The organism is Comamonas testosteroni, from assembly GCF_030505195.1.
Taxonomy (GTDB): Bacteria; Pseudomonadota; Gammaproteobacteria; order Burkholderiales; family Burkholderiaceae_C; genus Comamonas; species Comamonas testosteroni_G.
Genome location: NZ_CP129672.1, coordinates 2,986,057 through 3,011,843 on the forward strand (window position 1 = coordinate 2,986,057; position 25,787 = coordinate 3,011,843).

The window sequence follows — 25,787 nt, forward strand, 5'->3', positions numbered from 1 at the left end:
CAAGTTCTAGTTATGCCGAAAAGGCGCAATCGAAAAGCTGATTGAAGACTCTATGAATTCGTTGGACTGAAGGTGAGCGAGATTAAGAAGTTAATCGAGGCGCCGTCAATCTGACAAAAAGTTTATGCCTGATGACCATAGCAAGTTGGTACCACTCCTTCCCATCCCGAACAGGACAGTGAAACGACTTTGCGCCGATGATAGTGCGGGTTCCCGTGTGAAAGTAGGTCATCGTCAGGCTCTTACAGTGAAAACCCCGTAGTCGAAAGATTACGGGGTTTTTTTATTGGGTGCTTCGAAATAAGGAGCGTTTACCGCAGGCTGTCAAAGGATTACAGCTACAAAAATACCGGAAACCCATAAAAAGAGAGCGCTAGGCGCTCTCTTTTTATTTTGCAATGCCGGTCTGACGCACTTCAATAAGGCGCCGCCTGGCCATGCACAAACACGCGCAGCTCCCCGTTCTGGAAAGGGATCCACTGCTCGTTCTGTGTCAGAGGGGCGGTGACGATGATGGCCACCTTGTCCTGGGGGGTGGTTTCGCGGGAGAAATCCACGCTGAGATCTTCGTCGGACAGCTGCACCTGGGTGAAGGGATGTCTACGCTCGATGTAGCAGAGGTGGGTCGTGGCATGGGCCCAGAGCGCTTCGCCGTTGGAGAGCAGGAAGTTGAACGTGCCGTGCGGTGCGATCTTCGCGGCCAGCTCGCGCAGGGTGTGGGTCAGCTCTTCGATGCTGGGCACTCCGGCATGAGACTTCCATAGCTCCTGCATGATCCAGCAGAAGGCCTGCTCGCTGTCCGTGTTGCCAATGGGCTGGAAGTGGGCATGCAGCTTGGGGGCGAAGTTCTTGAGGTCGCCGTTGTGCGCGAAGACCCAGTTGCGTCCCCAGAGCTCGCGCACGAAGGGGTGGCAGTTCTGCAGGCTGACCACGCCCTGGGTGGCCTTGCGGATATGGGCGATGACGTTGGTGCTCTTGATCGGGTATTCGCGGATGAGCTTGGCGATCTGGGAGTCGACAGCGCGTTCGTGATCGACGAAGTGGCGCAGGCCTTTGTCTTCGAAGAAGGCGATGCCCCAGCCGTCGGTGTGGTCGCCGGTGTTGCCCGCGCGCTGCGTGAAGCCTGAGAAGCTAAAGCGCACATCGGTGGGCGTGTTGCAGTTCATTCCAAGCAGCTGGCACATGGCGTTGTCATATCTTTCAGGCAAAAAAGCTTTATAGCCCAAGAATCTATGGATGATCTGGTCAATGATGGTGCTGTATGGCAGAGATCGTCAACCGCTCTCGGGCCGGCATGAAAAAAGCAGCCGAAGCTGCTTTGCGAAAGAGGGCGGCGATGGCCTATTCGCGGTCCAGCCAGAGCTTGCCGCCGGTGGCCCAGTCGTGGCGCTTGATGTCGGTGATGATGATGTCCACCGATTCGGGCGAGCCGCCCAGCACTTCAACGCTGACGCGGGTGATTTCTTCGACCAGCTTGCGCTTTTGTTCGACGGTACGGCCTTCCATCATTTCGACATGGTAGGTGGGCATGTGCAGGTTTCCTTGCTGGCTTGGGTTGGGAAAAGAGGCCCATCATAAGGCCGGGCGGCTCAAGTGCCGTGCCGGGACGGTCCTGGCTGCGTGCGGGCCGCTCAGCTTTGCTCCGACCAGAGCTTGCCGCCGGTGGCCCAGTTGTGGCGCGGCACGTCGGTGATGATGATGTCCACGGACTCGGGGGCGCTGCCCAGAACCTCGGTGGTCACGCGGGTGATTTCTTCGGCCAGCTTGCGCTTTTGTTCAACGCTGCGGCCTTCAAACAGTTCAATGCGATAGGTGGGCATCAAGGTCTCCTGGCTGTGGTGGAGTGCCCGAGCTGCAAGGCGGTGAGCGCAGGATCAGGCAGGGGTGGAATCGTTGTCGAGCGGCCGCGCACAGGCGGGGCAGATGCAGGCCTTGCCGCGTGCGTCTGCGGGCAGCCTCTGCAGCGCGTCCCGGGAAACCGGGGTCTGCATGCACCAGCAGCTGTGCGGCGGCAGGCCGGCGCTGATGGCGCACTGGTTGGGCTGGCCGCACAGAGGGCAGCGGCTGGCGTCGATGAGGGGATCGATGGGCATGGCAGCAGTGTAGAAGCCATACCGCTCCGCGAGTGGCGAGGCCAAGAAAAATGCACTCGATGTACTGACATGCAGTGCATTTTGATAGCTGCTTGCGCGCTTGAATCAATGGATTCAGATATAGATACCTTTCAAATCCTTTCATATCAAGCGAAAGCCACTCCTTATTCAGGAGCGGCCTTGCCTGGCCATCAGGCGCCGGCCTTGACCTTCAGGCGCCAGGCGTGCAGCAGAGGCTCGGTGTAGCCGGAGGGTTGTTCCTTGCCCTTGAACACCAGATCCAGAGCGGCCTGGTAAGCCGCGCCATCGGGGTTGGCCGCCAGGCTCTTGTAGGCGGCGTCGCCGGCGTTCTGCTCGTCCACGATCTTGGCCATGCGGGCATAGCTGTCGCGCACCATGGCTTCGGTGACGATGCCGTGCTGCAGCCAGTTGGCGATGTGCTGGCTGGAGATGCGCAGCGTGGCGCGGTCTTCCATCAGGCCCACGTTGTGGATGTCGGGCACCTTGGAGCAGCCCACGCCCTGGTCGATCCAGCGCACCACATAGCCCAGGATGCCTTGCACGTTGTTGTCCACTTCCTGCTGCTTTTCCGCATCGCTCCAGTTGGGGTTGGTGGACACGGGCACTTGCAGGATGGCGTTCAGCAGCTCGTCGCACTCGGCGTCGGCGTTGGGGCTTTCCAGACCCTTTTGCACGTCGGCCACATTGATCTGGTGATAGTGCAGGGCGTGCAGGGTGGCGCCAGTGGGCGAGGGCACCCAGGCGGTGTTGGCACCGGCCTTGGGCTGGGCAATCTTCTGCTCCAGCATGGCCTTCATCAGATCGGGCATGGCCCACATGCCCTTGCCGATCTGGGCGCGGCCGCGCAGGCCCATGTTCAGGCCGACCAGCACATTGTTTTTTTCATACGCGGGCAGCCAGGCGCAGGTCTTCATGTCGGCCTTGCGGACCATGGGGCCGGCATACATGGCGGTGTGCATTTCATCGCCGGTGCGGTCCAGGAAGCCGGTGTTGATGAAGGCAACGCGTGCCGGGGCGGCGGCAATCGCGGCCTTCAGGTTCACGCTGGTGCGGCGCTCTTCGTCCATGATGCCCAGCTTGACGGTGTTTTCGGGCAGGCCCAGAACCTTTTCCACGCGGCCGAACAGCTCGTTGGCAAAAGCGGCTTCGGCGGGGCCGTGCATCTTGGGCTTGACGATGTAGACGGAGCCGGTGCGGCTGTTTTTAATGCCGTTGGCACCGTTGCCCTTGAGGTCATGGATGGCGATGGCGGTGGTCACCAGCGCGTCCATGATGCCTTCGGGGATTTCCTTGTGCTCGGGGCCCCACAGTACGGCGGGGTTGGTCATCAGGTGACCCACGTTGCGCACGAACATCAGCGAGCGGCCGTGCAGCTTCACGCTCTTGCCGTCGGCGCCGGTGTATTCGCGGTCGGGGTTCAGGCCACGGGTCACGGTCTTGCCGCCCTTTTCAAAGGACTCGGTCAGGGTGCCCTTGAGAATGCCCAGCCAGTTGGCATAGCCGTTGACCTTGTCTTCGGCATCCACGGCGGCCACGGAGTCTTCCAGATCCAAAATGGTGGACAAAGCGGCTTCGACCACCACATCGGCCACGCCGGCAGCATCGGTGCCGCCAATGGGGGTGGACTTGTTGACGATGATGTCGATGTGGATGCCGTTGTTCTTGAGCAGCACCGATGTGGGAGCCGCAGCATCGCCCTGGTAGCCGATGAACTTGGCTTCGTCCTTCAGACCGGTCTTGCTGCCGTCTTTCAGGGATACGACCAGCTTGCCGCCTTCGACGGCGTAGCCGGTGGAGTCCTTGTGCGAGCCGGAAGCCAGGGGCACGGCCTGATCCAGGAAGTTGCGTGCGAACTCGATGACCTTGGCGCCGCGCACGGGGTTGTAGCCCTTGCCCTTTTCAGCGCCGCCTTCTTCGCTAATGGCGTCCGTGCCATACAGCGCGTCGTACAGCGAACCCCAGCGGGCGTTGGCGGCGTTCAGCGCGTAGCGGGCGTTCAGGATGGGCACGACCAGCTGGGGGCCGGCCTGGATGGCCAGCTCGGCATCCACGTTCTCGGTCGTTGCCTTGGCGCCCTTGGGGGACTCGACCAGATAGCCGATGGTCGTCAGAAACTTGCGGTAGGCCACCATGTCGGTGATGGGGCCGGGGTTGGCCTTATGCCAGGTATCGAGCTGCGTCTGCAGGCGATCGCGCTCGGCCAGCAGGGCTGCGTTCTTGGGGGCCAGATCGGCCACGATGGCGTCGAAGCCTTTCCAGTAGGTCTCCTGGTCCACGCCCGTGCCAGGCAGCACTTGCGTGTTCACAAAGTTGTACAGCTCGGTGGCGACTTGCAGGCCGTGGACTTGGGTGCGATCAGTCATTGGAAACCTCTGGTTGTGATGTCTCTGGATTCAGGAGTCGTTGCCCATCACGGGCAGCATGTGTGGAGACTGTATTTGAATTTTTTGAGTACATAAATAGCCTAAATAGTTCAGAACTCATGATGTTTTTATATGGAGTTGCGGGACTTTATGCGTTTTACGCACCAAAGGCGCCAGAGTTCGTCAGTTCTGACCGGTAGGCGCGGCGGCTTCGGTGGTGGCCGGCTCAGCAATGGCTTGCAGAGGCTGGAAGAGGCGGGGCGAGCTCTCTCCCGAAGCAATAGCTTCAATCGCTTGCCAGGCCTGAGCTTGCGGCAGATTGGACGGTGTTTTCACGTGCCTGATCCTTGGTATGGAAGTGAGTGCGCGCAATCAAATGACGAGGTTTTGTCTGTCATAAGTCGATATCCGCGCTCAGAAATGATTTGTTAATCTTGAAACAAATTGAGCATCTTCCGATATCGGCCAGCCTATCTTTACCAAGGAGCTCCTGATGGCGAATCTGAACGAAAGCCTGCAAGAACTGATGACCCTGGATGGCGCCATGTGCGCGGCAGTGGTGGATTACAACAGCGGCATGCTGCTGGGCAGCATAGGTTCCGGCGTGGACTTGGAGCTGGCCGCTGCCGGCAATACCGAAGTGGTGCGCGCCAAGATGAAGACCATGAAGTCCCTGGGTCTGAACGACAGCATCGAAGACATTCTGATCACCCTGGGCAAGCAGTATCACATCCTGCGCCCTGCCGAGAAGATCAACGGCATCTTCATCTACTACGTGCTGGACAACGGCCGTGCCAACCTGGCCCTGGCCAGGCGCAAGGCCTCGGATGTGGAGTCCAAGTTCGTCATGTGATTGAGCCGGCCTGAAGAGGCGCAACGGGACCGGGGATCGGTTCTTGTTTTCCGCGCCGCATTGATCAGGCCGCGATCAATGGGGCGCGGAACTGGTAGCCCACTTTCTGTTGGGACTGCAGTGGCACGGCCACGGGCGTTGCCTTTTCGATGCGGCGGCGCAGGCGGTAGATGGTGGCGTGCAGGTTGTTGTCGGACTCGGCTGCGCTGGTATGGGTCAGCAGGCTGCGGATATGGTCGCGGCTGACGGTTTCGCCCTGGGCCTGCAAAAAGCACTCCATCAGCATCAGGTCGGTGGCGCCCAGCTCCACGCTCTGGCCGTCGGGGGCGGTCAGCAGGCTGCGGCGGCTGTCCAGCTTCCAGGCCGTGGCCGTCCGGGCCGTTGTCATGATGCGCCGGTGCACGGCGCGTACCGCCAGCTCCACCTGCTCGAAGCTCACGGGCTTGGTCAGATACATATCTGCACCGGCGTTGATGACCTCGGCAAACACTTCGGGTCCCAGGCGCCCCGAGACAATCAGCACGCCCGCCTGGCTGCGCTTGCGGATGATGCGCAGCAGCTCGGTGCCGGCAACCCCCGGCAGCATCAGGTCCAGGACATAGAAATCAAAGCGATAGGGTGCGTCGTCGGCCAGCAGGTCGCTGCTGTCGCTGTATGCCGCGACTTCCACGCCCTGGCTGCGCAGATGCTGGGCCAGAAATTCGCAGTACTCGGTGTCGTCGTCGACCAGGGCAAGAGTGGCAGGCAGCATGGGCGGCGGACCTCATTCGGCAAGACCTTGGGGAATGACCAGGCGCATGATCGTGCCATGCGGGCGGTGCGGCAGAGCTTGTACTGTACCTTGGTGCAACTGCAAGACCGAATGCACGATGAACAGGCCCAGGCCTGCACCCGGGCGGCTATGGCTGTGGTGGCCGCGCAAGCCTTTTTCGAACAGATGCGGGAGCAGTTCCTCGGCAATGCCGGGGCCCTGGTCCATGACTTCCAGAATCAGCGCCAGCGGCTCGTCGGACTCGGAGATGCGCAGCTGCACCCGGGTATCTGCGGGCGCATAGGCCAGGGCGTTGTTGAGCAGATTGCGAAGCGTCAGCCGCATCAGCGCTGGATGCAGTTGTACGGTGCGTGCCGTGGTCAGCCATTGCACATCGATGCGCGGGCGCAGGTCGGCCGCAATATCGTGCAGCACCAGCTTGATCAGCGTCGGCAGATCGGTCTCGCTGGAGGCGCCGGCCTTGCCGCCTGCGGCCAAGATGGTGCCGGCAGCCAGGGTGTTGTCCAGTGTGCCTATCACCTGCTGCAGCACATGCTCGGCGCGCAGCAAGGCTTTGGCCGCGGGTGCGGCATCGGCCAGATGCAGATCTTCGATGGCCTTGAGCGTGGCCTGCATGGCAGCCGAGGCATTGTTCAGCGGCTGGCGGATTTCGTGCGACAGCAGCTGCAGCATCTCGTTGTGTTCGCTCAGCATGGCCGTGCGCCAGTCCAGCAGGGTACGCAGCCTGTCGAGCTCGCCCGCGTCCTGGCGGCTGCTGCGCAGTTGCTCGTGCAAGGTCTGCAACTGTTCGCGCTGGCGTTCAATGACTTCGCCACGTGCATATTCGCGTCCTATGTCGCTGAGCTGCATCAGCACCTCGTGCCGGCCCCGGTCATCGGCTGTGCCGGGCATGAGCTGTATGCGGCGGTGGTGTTGCGAACCGGAGCCTCCAGGCCGAATGTCGTCATATTCCTGGTGCAAGCCCCGGGCTGCGGCGCTAAAGCGCTGGCCGTGGACTTGCCAGATCTGGGCAGGCAGCAGAGATTGCAGCGGCTGGCCGATGGGGCTTGCGTCCGCGGGCACATCCAGCCATTGGCACCAGGCGGGAGTGGCCATGAGCAGCAGCCCTTGGGCATTCCAGAGTGCACAGCCCTGGCCGGAGCGGCCCAGCAGATCGACCAGATGGGCGGCAGAAACGGGTGAAAAGCTCATGACGGCAGGCGGCAGCGGATTGGTAAATGTGTTTTGCAAATCATAGGTTTAACGCCTGGCTCTGCCCACCAGCTCATGGCGCTGGCGAATAAGCGATATTCCTGCCTCAGGGAAAACGGTAAATTTTGATATAAACGTATATAAACATCAGAGATTCGCTGACAACTTGTGACTTCTGAGTAAGATATATCGCAATAAAGTCACATGCGAGACAGGCATGTGGCACTGATTGATGACTTTTATAGTGATAGCAGTCAGCGCTCTTGTTTAAAGAACTTTCGATAAAAACATTTGAGAAATCAAGACTGCTTGTGCGGTATGTGCTCTTGTATTAACAGTGCACGCTACCGCAGCAGGAGACAACACGGACCAGACAGGAGCAGCGGTCATGGACAAACTCAAGGCATTTGAGTCTTTTGTATCGGTAGCGACCAGGGGCAGCTTGACGGCTGCCGCCAAGGCCGAAGGTGTGGCGCCCGCCATCATGGGGCGCCGTCTGGACGCTTTGGAAGAGCATCTGGGCGTCAAGCTCATGGTGCGCACCACGCGCCGCATCTCGCTGACCCATGAAGGCAGCGCCTTCCTTGAGGATTGCCAGCGTCTGCTCTCCGATGTGTGCAATGCCGAGGCCAGCGTGTCGGCCGGCGGTGTCAAGGCCACGGGCCATCTGCGCATTACGGCTCCCGCCGGTTTCGGGCGCCGTCATGTGGCACCGCTGGTGCCGCGTTTTCGAGACCTGCATCCCGATGTCACCATTTCGCTGAACCTCAGCGACCGCGTGGTCGATCTGGCGGGCGAGGGCTTCGATTGCGCGGTGCGCGTAGGGGATCTGCCGGACTCGGCCCTGGTCAGCGTGCGCATTGCCGACAACCGTCGCCTGTGCGTGGCCACCCCCGGCTATCTGGAGCGCCGCGGCACGCCCAAGCATCCCAGCGAGCTGACCCAGCATGACTGCCTGACGCTGTCGTCCGATGCCTCGCAAACACGGGGCTGGGCCTTCCGCATCCCGCATCCCGAAAGCGGCACCAGCGAGGTCGTGCACTTCAAGCCGGGCGGCCCGCTGGACTGCTCCGATGGTCAGGTGCTGCACGACTGGTGCCTGGGGGGGTGGGGCATTGCCTGGCGGAGCACCTGGGAGGTGGAGGCCGAGATCGCCGCGGGTCGCCTCGTGCCCGTGCTGGAAGAGTTTGCCGCACCTCCCAACGGTATCTTCGTGGTCTTCCCCCAGCGCAAGCACATGCCGCTGCGCGTGCGTATGTGGATCGACTACCTCAAGCACCACTACAACCAGCCGGACTTCTTTCGTCTTGGCGTGGATATCTGAGCGGGCTTGAAACGGTAGACAATGGATCGGTCGCCGTGGCCTCATGTGGGCCGCTGAATCCGTCCTTTTTTCTACTGTGAAGCCATGACCTTTGAAGCTGTTCTTGCCAGCGCCCATCTGCTGGCGATTCTGACCCTGGTGGTGTTTCTGACCAGCCAGGCCGCCTTGTGCCGTGTGGAGTGGATGAATGCCGCCGTGGTGCAGCGTCTGGCCAGGCTGGACATGATTTACGGCATTGCCGCCATCGTCCTGCTGCTGACAGGTATTGCGCGACTGCTCTGGGGCGTCAAGGGCATGGGGGCCTATATGGCCTCGCCGCTGTTCCACCTCAAGATGACGCTGTTTGTCATCGCCTTTTTGCTCTCGCTCAAGCCCACGCTGACCTTCCGCCGCTGGAAGAAGACGCTGGATGCGAGCGGCCAGCTGCCGGCGCCCGAGGAGGTCAGGCAGACGCGCAAATGGGTGATGTGGCAGGGCCATGTGGTGCCGGTGATCGCCGTGATTGCGATCTTCTGGGCGCGTGGCATGTAGTCCGCGCCAGACCCTGCAAAAGGCAAAGGCCGCTGCAAAGCGGCCTTTTTCATGTCTGCAGCATTCAGAACGTGCCGCGCAGAGTCAGCATCACATTGCGCGGATCGCCATAGTGGCTGCTGTTGACCAGGTTGCCAATCGAGGTGTAGTAGCGCTTGTTGAACATATTGTTGAAGTTCAACGAGACCTGCCACTGCCTGTTGATCTGGTAGCGGACATAGCTGCTCCAGACGGCACGCCCAGGCGCCGGGCGTCTGGTAGGTGCTCCAGAGGCGCAGCATGTGCGTGGGCGTGTAGGTATTGAAGTCCAGGCCCTGGTTGTTGATGCCGCGCTTGTAGGTGTTGCGGTTGAAGGTGTAGCCGGCAAACAGGCTCCAGCCGCGACTGAGCTCGCCGCTGAACGTGGGCAAGGTCTGCATTCTGGTTTGAGGCGAGAACGATTGCCATTTGCGCAAGGGCTGTGTACGGCCGGCGATACATGCGGATATACCCCCGCAGCCTGTGAACCGGCCCTGGAACAAGGGTGTGGCGCCAGCGATTCGGCAGGACTTGAATCCGGCACGTAAAATCCAACGATGCTCTCCGTCAAACAGGAATTGCTCGCAGCCCTGGCTGCTGAGCTCGAAACACTCTCGCCCGGCGCCGGCGCACGCGCTGCGTTTGAAAACCCCAAAGTGGCAGCCCATGGCGATTTCGCCTGCACAGCGGCCATGCAACTGGCCAAGCCTCTGAAGGCCAACCCGCGCGCCCTGGGCGAGCAGCTCAAGACCGCGCTGGAGGGCACCGCCGCCTTCCAGCAGTGGGTGGATGCGATTGAAATCGCGGGCCCGGGTTTTCTCAACATCCGCCTCAAGCCTGCTGCCAAGCAGGAGGTGGTGCGCGAAGTGCTGGCGCAGGCCCAGAAGTTCGGCTACCAGGCCGATCGCGGCGAGAACATCCTGGTCGAGTTCGTCTCCGCCAACCCCACCGGCCCGCTGCATGTGGGTCATGGCCGCCAGGCGGCGATCGGCGATGCCATCAGCAACCTCTATTCCACCCAGGGCTGGAAGGTTCACCGCGAGTTCTATTACAACGACGCGGGCGTGCAGATCGACACCCTGACCAAGAGCACACAGCTGCGCGCCAAGGGCTTCAAGCCCGGTGACGAATGCTGGCCCACCGACAGCGACAACCCGCTGGCCAAGAATTTCTACAACGGCGACTACATTGCCGACATCGCCAAGGCTTTCCTGAACAAGGAAACCATCAAGGCCGATGACCGTGAGTTCACGGCCAACGGCGATGTCGAGGATTACGACAATATCCGCCAGTTCGCCGTGGCCTATCTGCGCAACGAGCAGGACAAGGACCTCCAGGCGTTCAACCTCAAGTTCGACGAGTACTACCTCGAGTCCAGCTTGTACGAAAACGGCCATGTCGAAGCGACCGTGAACTGCCTGATCGCCAACGGCAAGACCTATGAGCAGGACGGCGCGCTGTGGCTCAGGTCCACCGACTACGGTGACGACAAAGACCGTGTGATGCGCAAGACCGACGGCGGCTACACCTACTTTGTCCCCGATGTGGCCTATCACATCCAGAAGTTCAAGCGTGGCTTCACCAAGGTGGTGAACATTCAGGGCACGGACCACCACGGCACCATCGCCCGCGTGCGCGCCGGTCTGCAGGCTGCCGATGTGGGCATCCCCGAGGGCTACCCCGACTACGTGCTGCACACCATGGTGCGCGTGGTGCGCAACGGCGAAGAGGTCAAGATCAGCAAGCGCGCCGGCTCCTACGTCACGCTGCGCGACCTGATCGAGTGGACCAGCAAGGACGCCGTGCGCTTCTTCCTGCTCTCGCGCAAGCCCGACACCGAGTACACCTTCGATGTGGATCTGGCCGTGGCCCAGAACAACGACAACCCCGTGTACTACGTGCAGTACGCCCATGCGCGGATCCAGTCCGTGCTGCGCGCCTGGCAGGAGGCCGGTGGTGCAGGGCTGGCGACGCTCAAGGATGTGGACCTGTCCGCTCTGGAAGGCCCGCAGGCCCAGGCCCTGATGCTGCTGCTGGCCAAGTACCCCGAGATGCTGACCGCTGCTGCCGAAGGCAACGCGCCGCACGACGTGACCTTCTACCTGCGCGATCTGGCCTCCAGCTATCACAGCTACTACGACGCAGAGCGTATTTTGGTGGACGACGAAAAGGTCAAGCTCGCACGTCTGGCCCTGGTCGCTGCCACAGCCCAGGTGTTGCACAATGGTCTGGCGGTGCTGGGTGTGAGCGCACCCGAGCGCATGTAATCCCAGTTTCCTGTCCATCGCTCGCCCTGCCGGCCTGCCTGTCAGGGGGCGATGGATCTGAGAATGGAATAACTGAAGCAGAAAGCGTTAAGCGACTGATATGAAGAACCAGCAACGCGGTGGAACCATCCTGGGGCTTATCTTTGGCATGGTCATCGGTCTGGCTGCGGCTTTGGCCGTGGCCATCTATGTGACCAAGGTGCCGGTGCCTTTCCTCAACAAGGGTGGAAACAACACTCAGCGCGATGCGGCTGAGGCCGAGCGCAACAAGAACTGGGACCCCAACGCACCGCTGCAGAGCCGCCAGCCTGCACCGCCCCCAGTGACACCACCAGTTCCTCCGAGCGACGTGACGGTGTCGCCGCCCACGCCGGCGGTACAACCTACTGCAACCGGCGGAGTCACCACGCCGCCGCCACCCTCTACGCCGGACAAGCCTGCATCAGGTGATCCGCTGGGTGATCTGGTCAAGGAGCGCTCCGCCGCCGCCGACAAGGCTGAAAAGTCGCGTGCAGACAAGGAAAAGGCGGCCGCGCAGACTGCATCCTCTTCGGACTCTGCATTCAACTACTTTGTGCAGGCCGGTGCTTTCCGCGGTCAGAGCGAAGCGGAAGCGCAGCGTGCCAAGCTGGCCATGCTGGGCTGGGAATCTCGCATCAGCGAGCGTGAGCAGAACGGCATCACCGTTTTCCGCGTGCGCGTGGGGCCGTTCAGCAAGCGTGACGACGCCGAGCAGCTCAAGGGCAAGCTCGATGGCGCGGGCGTGGACTCGACGCTCGTGCGTGCGGCCAGATAACAAGGCCCTTGCTTGAGATTTCAGGCTGGTGCCATTGGTAGTTTTGACAAAGCTGAACTTTTTTGGGCCTGTTGGCTCTGATACTGCAGACCTGATACAGGAGTTTGTTTAGATGAAACGTCGCGAATTCTCTCTGGCTGCCTCGGCAGCTGCTGCCGGTGCCCTGAGTCTGGGTGCCTCCTCCAGCTGGGCCCAGGGCGCTGCGCCCAAGGAAGGCAAGGACTACATCAAGCTCGGCAAGCCCGCCAGCGTGAGCGCGCCGGCCGGCAAGGTCGAGGTGGTCGAGTTCTTCTGGTACAGCTGCCCGCATTGCAATGCATTCGAGCCCCAGTTCGAAGCCTGGGCAAAGGGCCAGCCTGCCGATGTGGTGGTGCGCCGCGTGCCCGTGGCTTTCAATGCCTCTTTCGTGCCCCAGCAAAAGCTGTACTACGCCCTGGAGGGCATGAACCTGCTGCCCCAGCTGCACGTCAAGGTGTTCCGTACCATTCACGTGGATCGCAACCTGCTCAAGAACGATGACGCCATCTTTGACTGGGTCGGCAAGCAGGGCGTGGATCTGGCCAAGTTCAAGGAGGTCTACAACTCCTTCACCGTGGCCAATCAGGCGCGCAAGGCCGCTCAGCTGCAAAACGAATATGACGTCGAAGGCGTGCCCGCCATGGGCGTGGCCGGCCGCTACTACACGGACGGCACCAAGGCCGGCAATATGGAGAATGTGCTGCGCGTGGTCAATGCGCTGGTCGCCTCCAGTCGCAAGGCCTGAGATCAGGCGGCAGACGCCAGTGACGTTTGACGCCCAACGAGCCCGCCGCCGTGCGGGCTTTTTTATGGGTGTTTTTTACGCAAGTTGCAAAAAGGGAATGACTACAATGGATGCAAGAAACGTGCCTTCCATGAAAAAAACACTCCTACCTCTTGCGCTGGCCTGCGCCCTGGCAGCAGCGACCGGCATTGCTTATGCCGAAAAAGCCGACAGCGCCAAGCCCATGAATATCGAGGCGGATGCGCTGCGCCACGACGAGCTGCAGCAGACCAGTGTCTTCACCGGCAATGTGGTGATGACCAAGGGCACCATCGTGCTGCGCGGTGCTCAGCTCGATGTGCGGCAGGACGCCGAGGGCTATCAGTACGGCGTGGTCAAGGCCGAGGCTGGCAAGCGAGCCTTCTTCCGTCAGAAGCGCGATACGGTGGCCGGTCAGCCCGAGGAGTTCATCGAGGGCGAAGGCGAAGTCATCGAGTACGACGGCAAGGCCGATATCGTCAAGTTCATCCGTCGTGGCGAGATGCGCCGCTACCGTGGCGGTCAGCTCAGTGATCAGGTCACGGGCTCCATCATCATCTACAACAACATCACAGACGTCTACACGGTCGATGGTCAGAAGACCAGCGGTGGCCTGCCCAGCTCTTCCGTGGGGCAGGGCGGTCGTGTGCGCGCCATCATGGCGCCCAAGGACGGAACGCCGGGAGCCCAGCCCAAGCCTGCAACACCTGCCACGCAGCTGCGCCAGAGCATGACGCTGGGCGGCGAGAAAGCTGACGAGAAGAAATGAGCGAGCCGACTTTCTCCAGCAGCCGCAGCGGCGAGTCCGACAGCCGCCTGGAGGCCAAGCATCTGGCCAAGTCCTACGGCAGCCGCAAGGTGGTCAAGGATGTGTCCCTGTCCGTGCAAAAAGGCGAGGTGGTCGGTTTGCTCGGCCCCAACGGTGCGGGCAAGACCACATCGTTCTACATGATCGTGGGCCTGGTGCGCAGCGACGGCGGCGAGATCTTCATCGACGGTCAGCCGGTGGGCGGCATGCCGATTCACCAGCGTTCGCGCCTGGGCCTGTCCTATCTGCCCCAGGAAGCCTCCATCTTTCGCAAGCTCAGCGTGGAAGACAATGTGCGCGCCGTGCTGGAGCTGCAAAAGGACGAGCAGGGCAAGGCGCTGACGCAGGGCGAGATCGAAAAGCGCCTCACCGGCCTGCTGCAGGAGCTGCGCGTCGAGCATCTGCGCCAGTCGCCCGCGCTGGCCCTGTCCGGCGGTGAGCGCCGTCGCGTGGAAATTGCCCGAGCCCTGGCCACGCAACCGCGCTTCATTCTGCTTGACGAGCCGTTTGCCGGCATCGACCCGATTGCGGTGATCGAGATCCAGCGCATCATCGGCTTCCTCAAGGAGCGCGGCATCGGCGTGCTGATTACCGACCACAATGTGCGCGAGACGCTGGGCATCTGTGACCACGCCTTCATCATCAGCGACGGCCATGTGCTGGCCGAAGGCACGCCCGAGGAGATCGTGGAGAACGCCGATGTGCGCCGCGTCTATCTGGGCGAACATTTCAGAATGTGATGACCCCTACGCTCCCCCACTTTGTGTGGTCGCTGCCCCCGGAAGGGACCCTGACCGGCTGCGCCGAGGTTTGCCTTGGGGCGGCCCGGCGGCAAACCCATGGCACTGCGCGCGTTGGCAATGATTGTCTGGGAGCCGCGTCTCGATGAAGCCAGGTCTCTCGCTACGCGTTTCGCAGCATTTGTCGCTTACGCCGCAGCTGCAGCAATCCATTCAGCTGCTGCAGCTCTCCACTCTGGAGCTGGCGCAGGAAGTCGAGCAGATGCTGGTCGACAACCCTTTTCTGGAGCGTGCGGGCGATGAGGCCGAAACCGCAGGAGATGCTCCTGTAGATGTAGCTGCTAGCGCCGGTGAATACAGCACTTCAGATAGTATTCATGCTGAAAAGGAGTCATTGCAAGCGCAACCAGCTACTGAAACGGTAGCGGAGGCGTCAACCCCCGAAACCCCTGAAACGCTGAACTGGGAGGCCGACGGCATGGACGGCCAGGACGGGGAGTGGGGCGGTGAATCGAGCAGCGAGTGGGATGCGCCCTCGGCCAGCAGCTCCACGCGCAACCGCGATGGCGATGACGAAACCGATGCCATCGATCTGGCGTGCGAGCACCAGAGCCTGACCGACTTTCTCCATCGTCAGGCGCTGAGCCTGCATCTGGGCGCGGCGGACATGGCGGCACTGCGCTTTCTCATCGAGTCGCTCAGCGAGGACGGCTATCTCGAGGATTCCCTGGAGGAGCTGGCGCAGAGCCTGGCCGGCGACGACCTGGAAGAGCGCGAGGAGCTGGAGCAGCACTTTGTCATTGCTCTGAAGCTGCTGCAAAGCCTGGAGCCCGTGGGCGTGGGGGCGCGTGATCTGGCCGAGTGCCTGCAGCTGCAGCTGCGCGACCTGATCCGCAACGCCGAGGACGAGGGCACGACCGAGGCGCATATGAACCGGTTGCTGCTGGCGCAATCCATCTGCGCGCAGCCCATGGACCTGCTGGCGCGGCGCGATCTGCGCAAGCTCACCAGCCTGTGTGGCGCACGCGAGGAGCAACTGCGCGAAGCCATGGCCCTGATCGCCAGGCTGGAGCCGCGTCCGGGGCGCCGCTTTGTCGACGTGGAACGCCATATCGTGATACCCGATGTCATCGTGCGTCCGGTGCGGGCAGGCTCGGGCCGGGCGGACTTTTCCGTGCAGCTCAACCCCGATGTCATGCCGCGTCTGCGCGTGCACGACATCTATGCCAGCGTGCTGCGTCGCCACAAGAACAGCGACGGTCATGCGGCGCTGCAGCAGCAGCTGCAGGAGGCGCGCTGGTTCATCAAGAACATCCAGCAGCGCTTCGACACCATCTTGCGTGTTTCCGAAGCCATCGTGGAGCGGCAGAAGAACTTCTTTGTGCATGGCGAGCTGGCCATGCGGCCGCTGGTGCTGCGCGATATCGCCGACACGCTGGGCCTGCACGAGTCCACCATCAGCCGCGTGACCACGGCCAAGTACATGGCCACGCCCCAAGGCACCTTCGAGCTCAAGTATTTCTTCGGCTCGGGCCTGGGTACGGAAACCGGCGGCAGTGCCTCCAGCACGGCCGTGCGTGCGCTGATCAAGCAGTTTGTCGATGCCGAAGATGCCAAAAAGCCGCTATCGGATGCAAAACTAGCCGACATGCTCAAGGAGCAGGGTATCGAGTGCGCGCGCCGCACCGTCGCCAAATACCGCGAGCAGCTCAAGATACCGACGACCACGCTGCGCAAGGCGCTGTAGGGCGCCTCAGCCACAAAAAAGCCGCTGATGTATTCAGCGGCTTTTTGTTTAGAGCCATATGTCTTGATGAAGCAAGACCCAAGTGAGGGACAGCAAGCAAAGGCCGCCCTGCAGCGAAGATGTCGTCCCCCTTCCGAAGAGAAAGGGGGAAGGCGCAAAGCGCCTCAGGGGGTTATCAAGAAACCAACCACCAGATAAACCAGACCAGCACGCCAATCATCAGCCCGAACTTGAGGACCTTGTAGAAGGTCGGATTCCAGTCGCGGAAGGCGCGGCGGTATTTGCCGGCATAGAAGGAAATCTTGAACAGCTTGCTGATCATGCCGCGCGGATCGCCCTCGTTGTTGGGCGAGCTGGCGGCGGCCACCACGTTCTTGCCCAGCCAGTGATTGAGCCACTGGGCAAAGCCATTGGTCATGGGGCGTTCCACGTCGCAGAACAGCACGATGCGGTTGCCCTCGCTGCGGTTCTCGGCCCAGTGCATAAAGGTCTCGTCGAAGATCACGCCTTCGCCTTCACGCCAGCTATAGGGCTGGCCGTCGACCTCGATCATGCAGCGGTCGTCGTTGGGGGCCAGCACGGCCAGGTGATAGCGCAGCGAGCCTGCATAGGGGTCGCGGTGCAGATTGAGCTTGGCGCCGGGCGGCAGCTCGGCAAACATGGCGGCCTTGACGCTGGGAATCGACTTCACCAGGGCCGTGGTCTTGGGGCACAGCTCCATGGCCGAAGGGTGGGCGTCGCCGTACCACTTGAGGTAGAAGCGCTTCCAGCCGGTCTTGAAGAAGGAGTTGAAGCCTGCGTCGTCGTTGTTGGCGGCGGCCTTGATCTGCATGTTCTTTTGCAGATTGACGGCTTCCTCGCGGATTTCACGCCAGTTGGCCTGCAGCGGTGCCAGTTCGGGAAAGGTGCTGGTGGGCAGATAGGGCGTGCGCGGCACCTTGCTGAACATCAGCATGAAGACGTTGAACGGCGCCGTGAATGTGGAGTGGTCAAACAGCTGGCGCAGCACCTTGTGGCGCACCTTGCCGCGCAGATGCATGTACAGCCCGCAGCCAAAGAAAAGCAGCACCAGTGCCAGAACGATAATTTTTGCCATAAGGGCCAATTTTACCGGGGGCACCCCGGCGGTCACCATGGGGGCAGGTCAAACAGAACCGGGGTAGGGGAATATCAAAAGCAATAGCTGCAGGCGCTTGATGGTCAAGCGCAGCTGCCCGCTTGTCAGGTGCTCAAGGCAGAGCCAGTACGGCGCAGTTGCACAGATCCGCGCTCTCGAAGGCCGTGGTGTCGCCTGCTTTGAGCCCCGGCACGGGGAACAGGCGTACCGTCAGCGGCTTGTTGAGGCGAAAAGCCATGGTGCCCGTATCGCGCATGACGGCGGCGATCTGCTCGGCGCTGCTGTCGCCCGGCACGGGCACGGTATCGAGGCCGATGCCGCAGACGCTGCTGTAGGTCAGCAGGGCACGGATATCGAACTCCTCATCGAGGCTGGCCTGGGCCAGGCCCTCGTCCTCGGTGACTGCCAGCATCAGGCCGCTGAAGCCGATTTGCGTGACGCCGCTGACCGATTTGAAGACTCGCGTCAGCAGGGCCGAGGCCTCCACCGTGCCGCTGGCGCCGAAATGGGGTACGCCCAGCAGTTGGTAGACATCGACCATGGAGGCGCAGGATTTCGAAGGCGCAGCCGAGGTGTCCATGCCCGCGATATGCCAGCCCTCGGCCAGCGTCACACCGTCGGCGCAGCGCTGGATGGTGGTGGCATGCTCGTTCAGGGTCTGGCTCAGGCGCTCGAATGCGAGCCTGAACCACGCCGCGTGATCGAGCTGCAGGCGCTGCTGCTGCAGCTGCTGCAGTTCAGCCACCATGAGGTCTGGCGTTTCCAGACCCAGCACCAGGGCGCCGTGGTGCTGGCCGCGGTGGTAGCTGGCCGGGAAATAGGGAATACCGGGCGCGCAGTTGAAGTTGACCGTGAAGTTGAAATTGCCTTCGCCGCGCGGCGTGGTGCGCGCGATTTGCTGAATTGCCTGCACGCTTTGGGCCAGCAAGCCGGTCTGCACAAAGCCATGTTCATCCAGATCGATATTCACGCAGGCGTTGCACAGGTCGCCATAGGCGGCAATCAGCTGCGGCAGCAGGGCCACTTCCTGCGCATTGCGCGCTTCGCCCACGGCAAAGCGGATGCGGCGTTTGCCGGTGTTGATGGCCTTGAGCGTTTCGGCAATGCGCTGCAGGCCGGCGAGGGCGCCGTCTATGCCGCGGACGTCCAGATATTCGCCAAACGGGTTGCTCACGATGCGGATGGACTGCACCTGATAGCCCCGGGCCTCGATGGCATCGGCCACGGCATCGCATTGCTGCTTGGCCTGTGTCAGGCCCGCCTGCCACTGCGCCTCATCAGCGCTCAGGTTGACAAAGGCGGTGACGGTGCGCACGCGCACCAGCGGGTTGAAGCTGATATTCATAGCAGTATCCGTAGGCGGGAGAATGGCCGGCTGCCATTTTGCCTCTGAATATGCCGATCACAGCAGACGCGTGCCCAGCGGCACCTCCTTGTCGGGCACGCACAGGGCCACGGCTCCCGTGGCGTCGTGAAAGCCGGTCACAAGACATTCGCTCATCAAAGGCCCAATCTGCTTCTTCGGAAAGTTGACCACGGCCACCACCAGCCGTCCTATCAGCTCCTCGGGCTGGTAGTGGGCGGTGATCTGCGCGCTGGACTTGCGCTGGCCCAGCTCGGGACCCAGGTCCACCAGCAGCTTGTAGGCGGGTTTGCGGGCCTCGGCAAAGACCTCGGCCTGCAGCACGCGGCCCACGCGCAGTTCCACCTTCATAAAGTCGTTCCAGCTGATTTCTTCCATGTCCTCATCGCTCCTTGGCCTGGCATCATGCCTCGGGCCCTGCGTGTATCTGTAGAGCAACGCTTGTCGTGCGCGGGCACCGGAAAAGGCCTAGCGCGTATGCTTATGCCCTGTAAAGCGCACAACAGGCTCCCGTGAGCGTCCGGCGCCTGCGCCACTGCTGGCGCGCACTGATTTCTATGAACCAACTGCATTTGTTTCTGCCCTGCGCCGCCGGCGTCGAGGGCTTTCTGGCCGACGAGGTCCACGCCATCACCGGCGCCAGCGGGCAGGATCTGCTCGTGGGCCGGGGCGGCGTCATGCTGCGCGGCATGTGGCGCGATGCCATGCTGCTCAATCTGCACAGCCGCCTGGCTCAGCGCGTGCTGATCGAGCTGTCGCACACCATGTACCGCAGCGAGAACGATCTGTACCGGGCCGCCAGCGAGGTGGCCTGGGAGATCTGGTTTAGCCCCAAGGAAACCTTCAAGATCGAAGTGACGGCCCAGCACAGCCCGCTGACCAGCCTGAACTTTGCGGCGCTCAAGGTCAAGGACGCGATTGCCGACCGTTTTCGCGCCAAGCGCAACGGCGTGCGCCCCAGCGTTGAGACCCATCACCCCGATGTGCGCGTGCACCTGCACCTGACGACCGACGGCGCCACCCTCTATATCGACACCTCGGGCGAGGCGCTGTTCAAGCGCGGCTGGCGCGAGGACAAGGGCGATGCCCCGCTCAAGGAAACCCTGGCCGCGGCCATGATTGCTGCCTCGGGCTGGAACCCGCATGGCGACAACCCCCAGCCGCTGTACGACCCCTGCTGCGGCAGCGGTACCCTGGTGATCGAGGCCGCGCAGATCGCGCGCAAGATTCCGGCCGGCATTCTGCGTCGCTTTGCGTTCGAGAAGCTCGTGCCTTTTCAGCGCCATGTATGGGAAGCCATGCTGGATGAGGCCGAGAGCCAGATCCTGCCTGAATCGCCGGTGGGCATTTACGGCTCGGACATCGCCTTCCGCATGGTGGACTTTGCCCAGCGCAATGCCGAGCGTGCGGGTGTGTCCGACACGGTCAGCCTGCGCGGCGGTGATGCCTTGCAGCGCATGCCGCCCAGCGAGCAGCCGGGCATGATGCTGCTGAACCCGCCCTATGGCGAGCGTATCGCGGCCGCCGGCAGCGCGGGCCGCAATGCGGCCGAGCGCATGGGCCAGGTCGAACGCGCAGGCCGTGAAACCGCGCAGACCGAGGACGGCGGCGAATTCTTCAGTCAGCTGGCCAGCCATTGGAAAAAGAACTACAGCGGCTGGAGCGCCTGGATGCTGACGCCCGACCTCAAGCTGCCCAGCAAGATGCGCCTCAAGGAGTCGCGCCGCACGCCCATGTGGAACGGGCCCATCGAGTGCCGTCTGTTCTGCTTCGACATGATCAAGGGTGTGGTCAAGCCACGCAAGCCTGCGGACGATGCTGAGCAGAGCGGCAAGCCGGAAGGCCGGCCTGAATGAAGATCGCCCCCCTGCGCTGGCCGGCCTGCAACGCCGGCTACGACGGCCCTTTGCCGCGCCCCATGATTCTGGATACCAATGTGGTGCTGGACATGCTGATCTTTGACGACCCGGATATCCCCGCCATCCGCGATCTGGTCGCCCGTGGCGAGGTACGCTGGATTGCCGACGAAGCCCAGCGCATCGAGTTGGGGCGCGTGCTGCACTACAGCCAGATTGCGCCGCGCGTCAGCTACTACGGCAAGACGCCCGAAGGCGTGATGGCCGCTTTTGACGCAGCCGTCGAATATGTGTCCGCTGCCCCCAAGATCCGCTTTACCTGCACCGATCCCGACGACCAGCATTTCCTCGATCTGGCCAGCCAGCACAAGGCCTTGCTGGTCAGCAAGGACAGGGCCGTGCTCAAGCAGCGCAAGCGCGTGGCAACGCACTATGGCGCGACGGTTGGCAATGTGGTGGTGATGGAAGAAGAGGAGCGGCTGGCCGCCTAGCGTGGCGCAGCCAGGCGTGCTCCCCAGCGTCGACTGGCGGCGCTTCTTGGAGCGCGGCTGTATCTAGCAGGCTCTTGCACCTTTTCTTGCCGTCGTTGCCTGGCCGCCGATTCAGTCGAAAAACTGCATGCCTGCGTAAGGCCGCAAGCGGCATTGCGCCAGGCGGCTTTCCAGCGAACCCACATGGGCTTCGAGCTGGTGGCCATCCGGGTCCAGAAAGTAGAAGGAATCGCCTTCGCTGTGGTTGCTCTTCCACTGCCGGACACCGCATGACCTGGCATGCTCCACAAAGTGCGCGAAGTCCCGCTGGGCAATCGTGAATGCGTAGTGGGTGTAGTCAGAGGTGCTGGCCTGACTTCGCTGTTCGTCTGAGGACAGGCACAGCCACAGATCGCCAAGTCCCAGATAGGCTCCCCTATCCCACTGCGCGCGTGGAAGAAAGCCCAGCACGCGCACGTAGAAGTCCATGCTGCGCTGCAGGTCCGTTACGGCAAGCGTGAGGTGATTCAATCCGCAAAGCATGGTGGCGAGGGGCATGGGCAGCTCAAGGCGTCGAGTGTGCCATGGCCCCATGCATCACTTCGCTCTGGGCAACCAGGGCACGCCGTTGATATGACTGCCGCCATCGACAAACAGCGTGTTGCCCGTGACATAGCGACAGTCTTCGCTGGCCAGGAATAGGGCCGCGCCGCCAATGTCCCGCTCGGGATCGCCCATATGGCCCATGGGGTTCAGGCGCAGCATGTCGGCGGCGTTATCGGGCTGGCTCACCGCAAATTTTTGATAGGCCTCGGTGGCCGCACCGGGGCACAGGGCGTTGCAGCAGATGCCAAAGGCCGCCCATTCGCGTGCGGCAGAGCGGGTGAGCGTGCGCAGCGCTTCCTTGGCCATGTTGTAGTCCACCGAATAAGGGTGGGCGTTGACGCCGTTGAGCGAGCACATATTGATGACCCGGCCCCAGCGCCGCTCCCGCATGCCGGGGAACACTGCCTGCATGGCCCAGAGCGCCGATTGCGCACCTATGCGCCAGGCCCAGTCGGAATCGAGGTCGTTGAGCGTTTCGACCCTGGCAAAGCCGGGCGCGCTGGCGGGGCGGCGGCCCCAGGCATTGTTGACGAGGATGTCGATGTGGCCGAACCGCGCCAGGGCGGCATCGACCATGTTCTGCACGGCGGCGTGCTCGCTCACGTCGGCCACGGCATGAGCAACCTGAACGCCAAATTCGGCGCGGATTTCTGCGGCGGCCCTGGCACAGGTTTCGGCATTGATATCGGCCAGCCACAGGCTGGCCCCTTCTGCCGCAAAGCGGCGTGCCACGCCTTTGCCAATGCCGGCACCTGCGCCCGTGATCAGGGCTACGCGGTCTTGCAGTCGGTTCATTGTTCAGATTTTCTCGTTGGATGGACGAGTCACTGTGCGGCGTTACCGGCGTTGCGACATCGTCGAATCGGACGAGAAATCGGCCCATGATTGTGGCGGCCGAACCACCCATGGCTGGCCCGGATTTGCCCGTGCGGATTAGGATTCATGCCGCAGGGACGACCTTGCCGGGCGATGCCATGCATGGCCTGAATTCCTGCCGGGACGGCCTGGCCATTCAATCTTCAAAGAGGTTTTCTATGGCTTGGGTTTATCTGCTGGTGGCTGGCGTTCTGGAAGTGGTCTGGGCCTTCACCATGAAGCAGTCCCATGGTTTCACCAACCTCAAATACAGCGCCATCACCATCGTGGCGATGATCGCCAGCTTTGGCCTGCTGTCGGTGGCCATGCGCTCGCTGCCCCTGGGCACGGCATATACGATCTGGACCGGTATCGGTGCTGTGGGTGCATTCCTGGTGGGCGTCACGGTGCTGGGCGAGCAGCTCAGCGCCATGCGCGTGGGAGCGGCGGTCCTGATCGTCAGCGGCCTGGTGCTGATGAAGCTTTCGGCCGGGGAATAAAGCACCGCCCGTACGGCTGAATCAGCGCTCCAGGGCGGCTGGGGTCTCCGGCTCCATCGGGCATTTGCTCAGCCACAGTGCCAATCCCTGCCGGTAGGCGGCCGGGTCCATGGCATCGCTGTGGCGGGGGATATGGTAGGCCTTGCCCTCGGCCGCGAGCCGGGCGCTGGCCACCTTGTAGAAGTCGGGCGTGGCCTGCAGGCGCGCGATCTGCGCCCATTCGAGCCGCTCTCGCGCACCCCGGTCGTGGATCAGCGTGAAGCCCTGATCGTCCAGCTGCAGGCGGTAGCCGCCCTCCATGCGCCGCAGGCGGGCCCGCAGGCCTGCGCGCACCAGCTTCCGGAGCAGGCCCTGCAGCGGTGCCTGGCGCATGGCTTGGTGCTGACGCAACGCGCCGAGCAGGCGCGCCGAGTAGCGCTTCCACAGCAGGATGCACAGCACGGTCGAGACCAGCATGGCGATGATTTTTTCGGGGCTCAGCGGCTGGCCCGGCCGAGCGATGGCCAGCAGGCCGCCGCCCAGGCCCAGGCAGAGCACCAGCGGGGCGAGCCAGCGCTCCTGCCAGCCCAATATCCGGGCCTGAAGGGCGGCCTGTTGTTGCGCGTGCTGCTGCATCTCGCGTTGCAGCGCGGCCTGCAGCCGGCAGTCGGTGTGGGCCGGGGTGATGGTGAACAGCAGTTCCATGGGCGTTGGCGTCCGGTCTTCTAGGGGCCGCCAGTCTACCGGGGCGGGGCGCCGTCCAGCCTTGCCTGGCTGGCCGCTGCAGGCCGCTTACCGCAGCCGCCGAAGGGGGCGAGCGCGCGGGTTAAAGCGCATGGCGCGACAATAACGGGATGACATCCTCCACGACGCCCCTGCATCCCAGCGCAGCTTCGGCCCGCAAGGCCCAGCCCAAACTGACCACGCTGGACAAGACCCGCATTGACGACACACGCATCAAGATCGTGCGCCCGCTGTTGACCCCGGCACTGCTGGAAGAGTGGCTGCCCGTGACTGAAGAGGCGCAGCAACTGGTCGAATCCAGCCGTGCCGCCATCTCGCGCGTGCTGCATGGCCAGGATGACCGGCTGGTGGTGGTGGTCGGGCCTTGCTCCATTCACGACCACGACCAGGCCATGGATTACGCGCGCCAGCTCAAGGTCCAGGCCGATGCGCTCAAGGACGATCTGCTGATCGTGATGCGGGTCTACTTCGAGAAGCCGCGCACCACCGTGGGCTGGAAGGGCTATATCAATGACCCGTACCGCGACGGCAGCTTTGCCGTCAACGAAGGGCTGGAGCTGGCGCGCCGCCTGCTGCTCGATGTGCTGGCGCTGGGCCTGCCGGCCGGCACCGAATTCCTGGACCTGCTGTCGCCGCAGTTCATCAGCGACCTGGTCAGCTGGGGCGCGATTGGCGCGCGCACCACGGAGAGCCAGAGCCATCGCCAGCTGGCCAGCGGTCTGAGCTGCCCCGTGGGCTTCAAGAACGGCACCGACGGCGGCGTGAAGGTGGCCAGCGATGCCATTTTGGCCGCCCAGTCCTCTCATGCTTTCATGGGCATGACCAAGATGGGCCAGAGTGCGATCTTCGAGACACGCGGCAATCAGGACTGCCACATCATCTTGCGCGGCGGCAAGGCTCCCAACTACGACGCGGCCCATGTTCAGGCAGCATGCGAAGTGCTGGAAAAAGCGGGCCTGCATCCACAGGTGATGATCGACTTCTCGCATGCCAACAGCAGCAAGCAACATCGCCGACAGATCGATGTATCAGCGGATGTGGCCCAGCAGATTGCCGGGGGCGACACACGCATCACCGGCGTGATGATCGAAAGCCATATTCGCGAAGGCCGTCAGGACATTGTCGAAGGGCAGGAGCTGCAGTACGGGGTCTCGCTCACCGATGCCTGCATCAGCATGGAGCAGACCACTCCGGTGCTGGAGCAACTGGCAGCCGCCGTGCGTGCGCGTCGCCTCAAGGCGGCCTGACGCCGGGCAAACGAAGCGAGATGAACAAGAGGTGCCAAGGCGCCTCTTGTGCTTTTCAAAGGGTAGTTCTTTTGGACATTGGGCGGGGCCGCCCCTGTCTTCAAAGCTCCAGCGTCAGCTTGAGCATGTCCTTGTGCTGTACGCCGCGCTCCCACAGCGGGGTGGTGTAGTTCTGCAAAAAGAAGTCGCGCTCGATATCGGTGACGCGAAACCCCAGGCGTTGATAGAACAGCAACTGGTCGCCAAAGCTGCCAGTTCCCACTTCCAGTTGTTGCACGCCGCGTTCGCGCATCTCGCGGATGGCGCGCTGCAGCAGGGCAGAACCTATGCCCTTGCTCTGCCAGGCCGTGGACACGGCCACGTTCATCAGCTCCCACCGGTGAAGGCCGTCGCCCTCGGGGATCAGCACGCATACGCCAATCAGGGCGCCGAGGCCGCTGGGCGTGAACTGTTCCGTCTGACGCGCTGCGAAGCAGGTGGAGCCGGGCAGATAGCGCTTGACGCGCTCGCGTGAGGGGTCGGCCAGCAGCAGCAGATGCCAGGGGGCTTCTGCGGGGTTCATGGTGGTGATATGCCAGGAGTCGGTCGTGCCGGGGCCGGCCAGTGTGGAGCTCATGCGCGCACTCCCTTGCCGCGGAAGGCGGGCGCTGCATATCGGCCGGGCTGGATGTCGGCATTCACTCGATGGGACGAGAGCCCGTCCATCTGCTTCAAACCACAATCTCGCGCCATTTCCACTTTCCAC

General features: G+C 62.5%; 28 protein-coding genes and 1 rRNA gene. 14 read left to right on the plus strand and 15 right to left on the minus strand.

Features of this window, described 5'->3' with window-relative positions; translation table 11 throughout:
* Window positions 1-127 precede the first annotated feature (127 nt).
* Window positions 128-240, plus strand: a 5S ribosomal RNA gene (gene rrf, locus QYQ99_RS13695).
* Between the two features lie 176 nt (window positions 241-416).
* Here rrf and QYQ99_RS13700 read toward each other — a convergent pair.
* From QYQ99_RS13700 to QYQ99_RS13725, 6 genes are all read right to left on the minus strand, one after another.
* Window positions 417-1,184 (minus strand): class II glutamine amidotransferase, encoded by a 768-nt coding sequence (locus QYQ99_RS13700; protein WP_302088684.1) that lies wholly within the window; start codon window positions 1,182-1,184, stop codon window positions 417-419.
* 157 nt (window positions 1,185-1,341) lie between these two features.
* Window positions 1,342-1,530, minus strand: a complete 189-nt coding sequence (locus tag QYQ99_RS13705; protein ID WP_003060524.1) for a 4-oxalocrotonate tautomerase — start codon at window positions 1,528-1,530, stop codon at window positions 1,342-1,344.
* A gap of 101 nt (window positions 1,531-1,631) precedes the next feature.
* Window positions 1,632-1,820 (minus strand): 4-oxalocrotonate tautomerase, encoded by a 189-nt coding sequence (locus tag QYQ99_RS13710; protein WP_003060526.1) that lies wholly within the window; start codon window positions 1,818-1,820, stop codon window positions 1,632-1,634.
* 54 nt (window positions 1,821-1,874) lie between these two features.
* Entirely contained in the window at window positions 1,875-2,093 is a 219-nt protein-coding gene (locus QYQ99_RS13715) for a cysteine-rich CWC family protein (RefSeq protein ID WP_302088685.1), read from the minus strand.
* Window positions 2,094-2,284: 191 nt separating this feature from the next.
* Window positions 2,285-4,477: a malate synthase G gene (locus QYQ99_RS13720; RefSeq protein ID WP_302088686.1), complete on the minus strand. Its 2,193-nt coding sequence runs from the start codon at window positions 4,475-4,477 to the stop codon at window positions 2,285-2,287.
* Between the two features lie 183 nt (window positions 4,478-4,660).
* Window positions 4,661-4,813, minus strand: a complete 153-nt coding sequence (locus tag QYQ99_RS13725; protein ID WP_302088687.1) for a hypothetical protein — start codon at window positions 4,811-4,813, stop codon at window positions 4,661-4,663.
* Window positions 4,814-4,970: 157 nt separating this feature from the next.
* Between QYQ99_RS13725 and QYQ99_RS13730 the strand changes: the two genes are divergently transcribed.
* Entirely contained in the window at window positions 4,971-5,330 is a 360-nt protein-coding gene (locus QYQ99_RS13730) for a hypothetical protein (RefSeq protein WP_302088688.1), read from the plus strand.
* Between the two features lie 64 nt (window positions 5,331-5,394).
* On the opposite strand, the gene QYQ99_RS13735 is transcribed toward QYQ99_RS13730, so the two are convergent.
* Both QYQ99_RS13735 and QYQ99_RS13740 read right to left on the minus strand, forming a co-directional pair.
* Window positions 5,395-6,081: a response regulator transcription factor gene (locus tag QYQ99_RS13735; protein ID WP_302088689.1), complete on the minus strand. Its 687-nt coding sequence runs from the start codon at window positions 6,079-6,081 to the stop codon at window positions 5,395-5,397.
* Between the two features lie 12 nt (window positions 6,082-6,093).
* On the minus strand, window positions 6,094-7,332 hold the full coding sequence (locus QYQ99_RS13740) for a sensor histidine kinase (RefSeq protein ID WP_302088690.1): 1,239 nt from the start codon (window positions 7,330-7,332) through the stop codon (window positions 6,094-6,096).
* A gap of 349 nt (window positions 7,333-7,681) precedes the next feature.
* Between QYQ99_RS13740 and QYQ99_RS13745 the strand changes: the two genes are divergently transcribed.
* The 8 genes from QYQ99_RS13745 (at window position 7,682) to QYQ99_RS13785 (ending at window position 16,305) form a co-directional block, all read left to right on the plus strand.
* Entirely contained in the window at window positions 7,682-8,617 is a 936-nt protein-coding gene (locus tag QYQ99_RS13745) for a LysR family transcriptional regulator (RefSeq protein WP_034355246.1), read from the plus strand.
* 84 nt (window positions 8,618-8,701) lie between these two features.
* Window positions 8,702-9,148 carry a DUF2214 family protein gene (locus QYQ99_RS13750; protein ID WP_302088691.1) on the plus strand — a complete coding sequence of 149 codons (447 nt, stop codon included), beginning with the start codon at window positions 8,702-8,704 and terminating at the stop codon, window positions 9,146-9,148.
* 575 nt (window positions 9,149-9,723) lie between these two features.
* The gene (gene argS, locus QYQ99_RS13760) at window positions 9,724-11,433 is read left to right on the plus strand and encodes an arginine--tRNA ligase (protein WP_302088692.1); all 1,710 of its coding nucleotides are present in this window, start codon (window positions 9,724-9,726) and stop codon (window positions 11,431-11,433) included.
* A 100-nt stretch (window positions 11,434-11,533) separates the two neighbouring features.
* Window positions 11,534-12,229: an SPOR domain-containing protein gene (locus tag QYQ99_RS13765; protein WP_302088693.1), complete on the plus strand. Its 696-nt coding sequence runs from the start codon at window positions 11,534-11,536 to the stop codon at window positions 12,227-12,229.
* A 112-nt stretch (window positions 12,230-12,341) separates the two neighbouring features.
* On the plus strand, window positions 12,342-12,992 hold the full coding sequence (locus QYQ99_RS13770) for a thiol:disulfide interchange protein DsbA/DsbL (RefSeq protein WP_302088694.1): 651 nt from the start codon (window positions 12,342-12,344) through the stop codon (window positions 12,990-12,992).
* Window positions 12,993-13,122: 130 nt separating this feature from the next.
* Window positions 13,123-13,779 carry a lipopolysaccharide transport periplasmic protein LptA gene (gene lptA, locus QYQ99_RS13775; RefSeq protein ID WP_302088695.1) on the plus strand — a complete coding sequence of 219 codons (657 nt, stop codon included), beginning with the start codon at window positions 13,123-13,125 and terminating at the stop codon, window positions 13,777-13,779.
* On the plus strand, window positions 13,776-14,558 hold the full coding sequence (gene lptB / locus QYQ99_RS13780) for an LPS export ABC transporter ATP-binding protein (protein ID WP_003060565.1): 783 nt from the start codon (window positions 13,776-13,778) through the stop codon (window positions 14,556-14,558). Before lptA ends, lptB begins: the two co-directional genes overlap by 4 nt.
* A gap of 145 nt (window positions 14,559-14,703) precedes the next feature.
* On the plus strand, window positions 14,704-16,305 hold the full coding sequence (locus QYQ99_RS13785) for an RNA polymerase factor sigma-54 (RefSeq protein WP_302088696.1): 1,602 nt from the start codon (window positions 14,704-14,706) through the stop codon (window positions 16,303-16,305).
* Window positions 16,306-16,480: 175 nt separating this feature from the next.
* On the opposite strand, the gene QYQ99_RS13790 is transcribed toward QYQ99_RS13785, so the two are convergent.
* The 3 genes from QYQ99_RS13790 to QYQ99_RS13800 all read right to left on the minus strand — a co-directional run bounded on the left by QYQ99_RS13790 (window position 16,481) and on the right by QYQ99_RS13800 (window position 19,163).
* A complete protein-coding gene (locus QYQ99_RS13790; protein ID WP_302088697.1) occupies window positions 16,481-17,401 on the minus strand; it encodes an aspartyl/asparaginyl beta-hydroxylase domain-containing protein in 921 nt (306 codons plus the stop codon).
* Window positions 17,402-17,534: 133 nt separating this feature from the next.
* Complete coding sequence (locus tag QYQ99_RS13795; protein WP_302088698.1) at window positions 17,535-18,767, minus strand: DUF711 family protein; 1,233 nt, start codon at window positions 18,765-18,767, stop codon at window positions 17,535-17,537.
* 57 nt (window positions 18,768-18,824) lie between these two features.
* A complete protein-coding gene (locus QYQ99_RS13800) occupies window positions 18,825-19,163 on the minus strand; it encodes a tRNA-binding protein (protein ID WP_053283100.1) in 339 nt (112 codons plus the stop codon).
* A 179-nt stretch (window positions 19,164-19,342) separates the two neighbouring features.
* On the opposite strand from QYQ99_RS13800, the gene QYQ99_RS13805 reads away from it, so the two are divergent.
* Together QYQ99_RS13805 and QYQ99_RS13810 are read left to right on the plus strand one after the other, a co-directional pair.
* Window positions 19,343-20,641, plus strand: a complete 1,299-nt coding sequence (locus tag QYQ99_RS13805; protein ID WP_302088699.1) for a THUMP domain-containing class I SAM-dependent RNA methyltransferase — start codon at window positions 19,343-19,345, stop codon at window positions 20,639-20,641.
* Complete coding sequence (locus QYQ99_RS13810) at window positions 20,638-21,132, plus strand: PIN domain-containing protein (RefSeq protein ID WP_302088700.1); 495 nt, start codon at window positions 20,638-20,640, stop codon at window positions 21,130-21,132. Before QYQ99_RS13805 ends, QYQ99_RS13810 begins: the two co-directional genes overlap by 4 nt.
* Window positions 21,133-21,243: 111 nt before the next feature.
* Here the strand turns inward: QYQ99_RS13810 and fos are convergent, their stop codons facing one another.
* On the minus strand, window positions 21,244-21,654 hold the full coding sequence (gene fos / locus QYQ99_RS13815; protein ID WP_302093176.1) for a fosfomycin resistance glutathione transferase: 411 nt from the start codon (window positions 21,652-21,654) through the stop codon (window positions 21,244-21,246).
* A 54-nt stretch (window positions 21,655-21,708) separates the two neighbouring features.
* Window positions 21,709-22,512 carry an SDR family NAD(P)-dependent oxidoreductase gene (locus QYQ99_RS13820; protein ID WP_302088701.1) on the minus strand — a complete coding sequence of 268 codons (804 nt, stop codon included), beginning with the start codon at window positions 22,510-22,512 and terminating at the stop codon, window positions 21,709-21,711.
* Window positions 22,513-22,751: 239 nt separating this feature from the next.
* On the opposite strand from QYQ99_RS13820, the gene QYQ99_RS13825 reads away from it, so the two are divergent.
* Window positions 22,752-23,072, plus strand: a complete 321-nt coding sequence (locus QYQ99_RS13825) for a DMT family transporter (RefSeq protein ID WP_003080957.1) — start codon at window positions 22,752-22,754, stop codon at window positions 23,070-23,072.
* 21 nt (window positions 23,073-23,093) lie between these two features.
* Here the strand turns inward: QYQ99_RS13825 and QYQ99_RS13830 are convergent, their stop codons facing one another.
* On the minus strand, window positions 23,094-23,756 hold the full coding sequence (locus QYQ99_RS13830) for a hypothetical protein (RefSeq protein WP_302088702.1): 663 nt from the start codon (window positions 23,754-23,756) through the stop codon (window positions 23,094-23,096).
* A 149-nt stretch (window positions 23,757-23,905) separates the two neighbouring features.
* On the opposite strand from QYQ99_RS13830, the gene QYQ99_RS13835 reads away from it, so the two are divergent.
* Window positions 23,906-25,042, plus strand: a complete 1,137-nt coding sequence (locus tag QYQ99_RS13835) for a 3-deoxy-7-phosphoheptulonate synthase (RefSeq protein WP_302088703.1) — start codon at window positions 23,906-23,908, stop codon at window positions 25,040-25,042.
* Between the two features lie 100 nt (window positions 25,043-25,142).
* Here the strand turns inward: QYQ99_RS13835 and QYQ99_RS13840 are convergent, their stop codons facing one another.
* The gene (locus tag QYQ99_RS13840) at window positions 25,143-25,658 is read right to left on the minus strand and encodes a GNAT family N-acetyltransferase (RefSeq protein ID WP_302088704.1); all 516 of its coding nucleotides are present in this window, start codon (window positions 25,656-25,658) and stop codon (window positions 25,143-25,145) included.
* Window positions 25,659-25,787 lie beyond the last annotated feature (129 nt).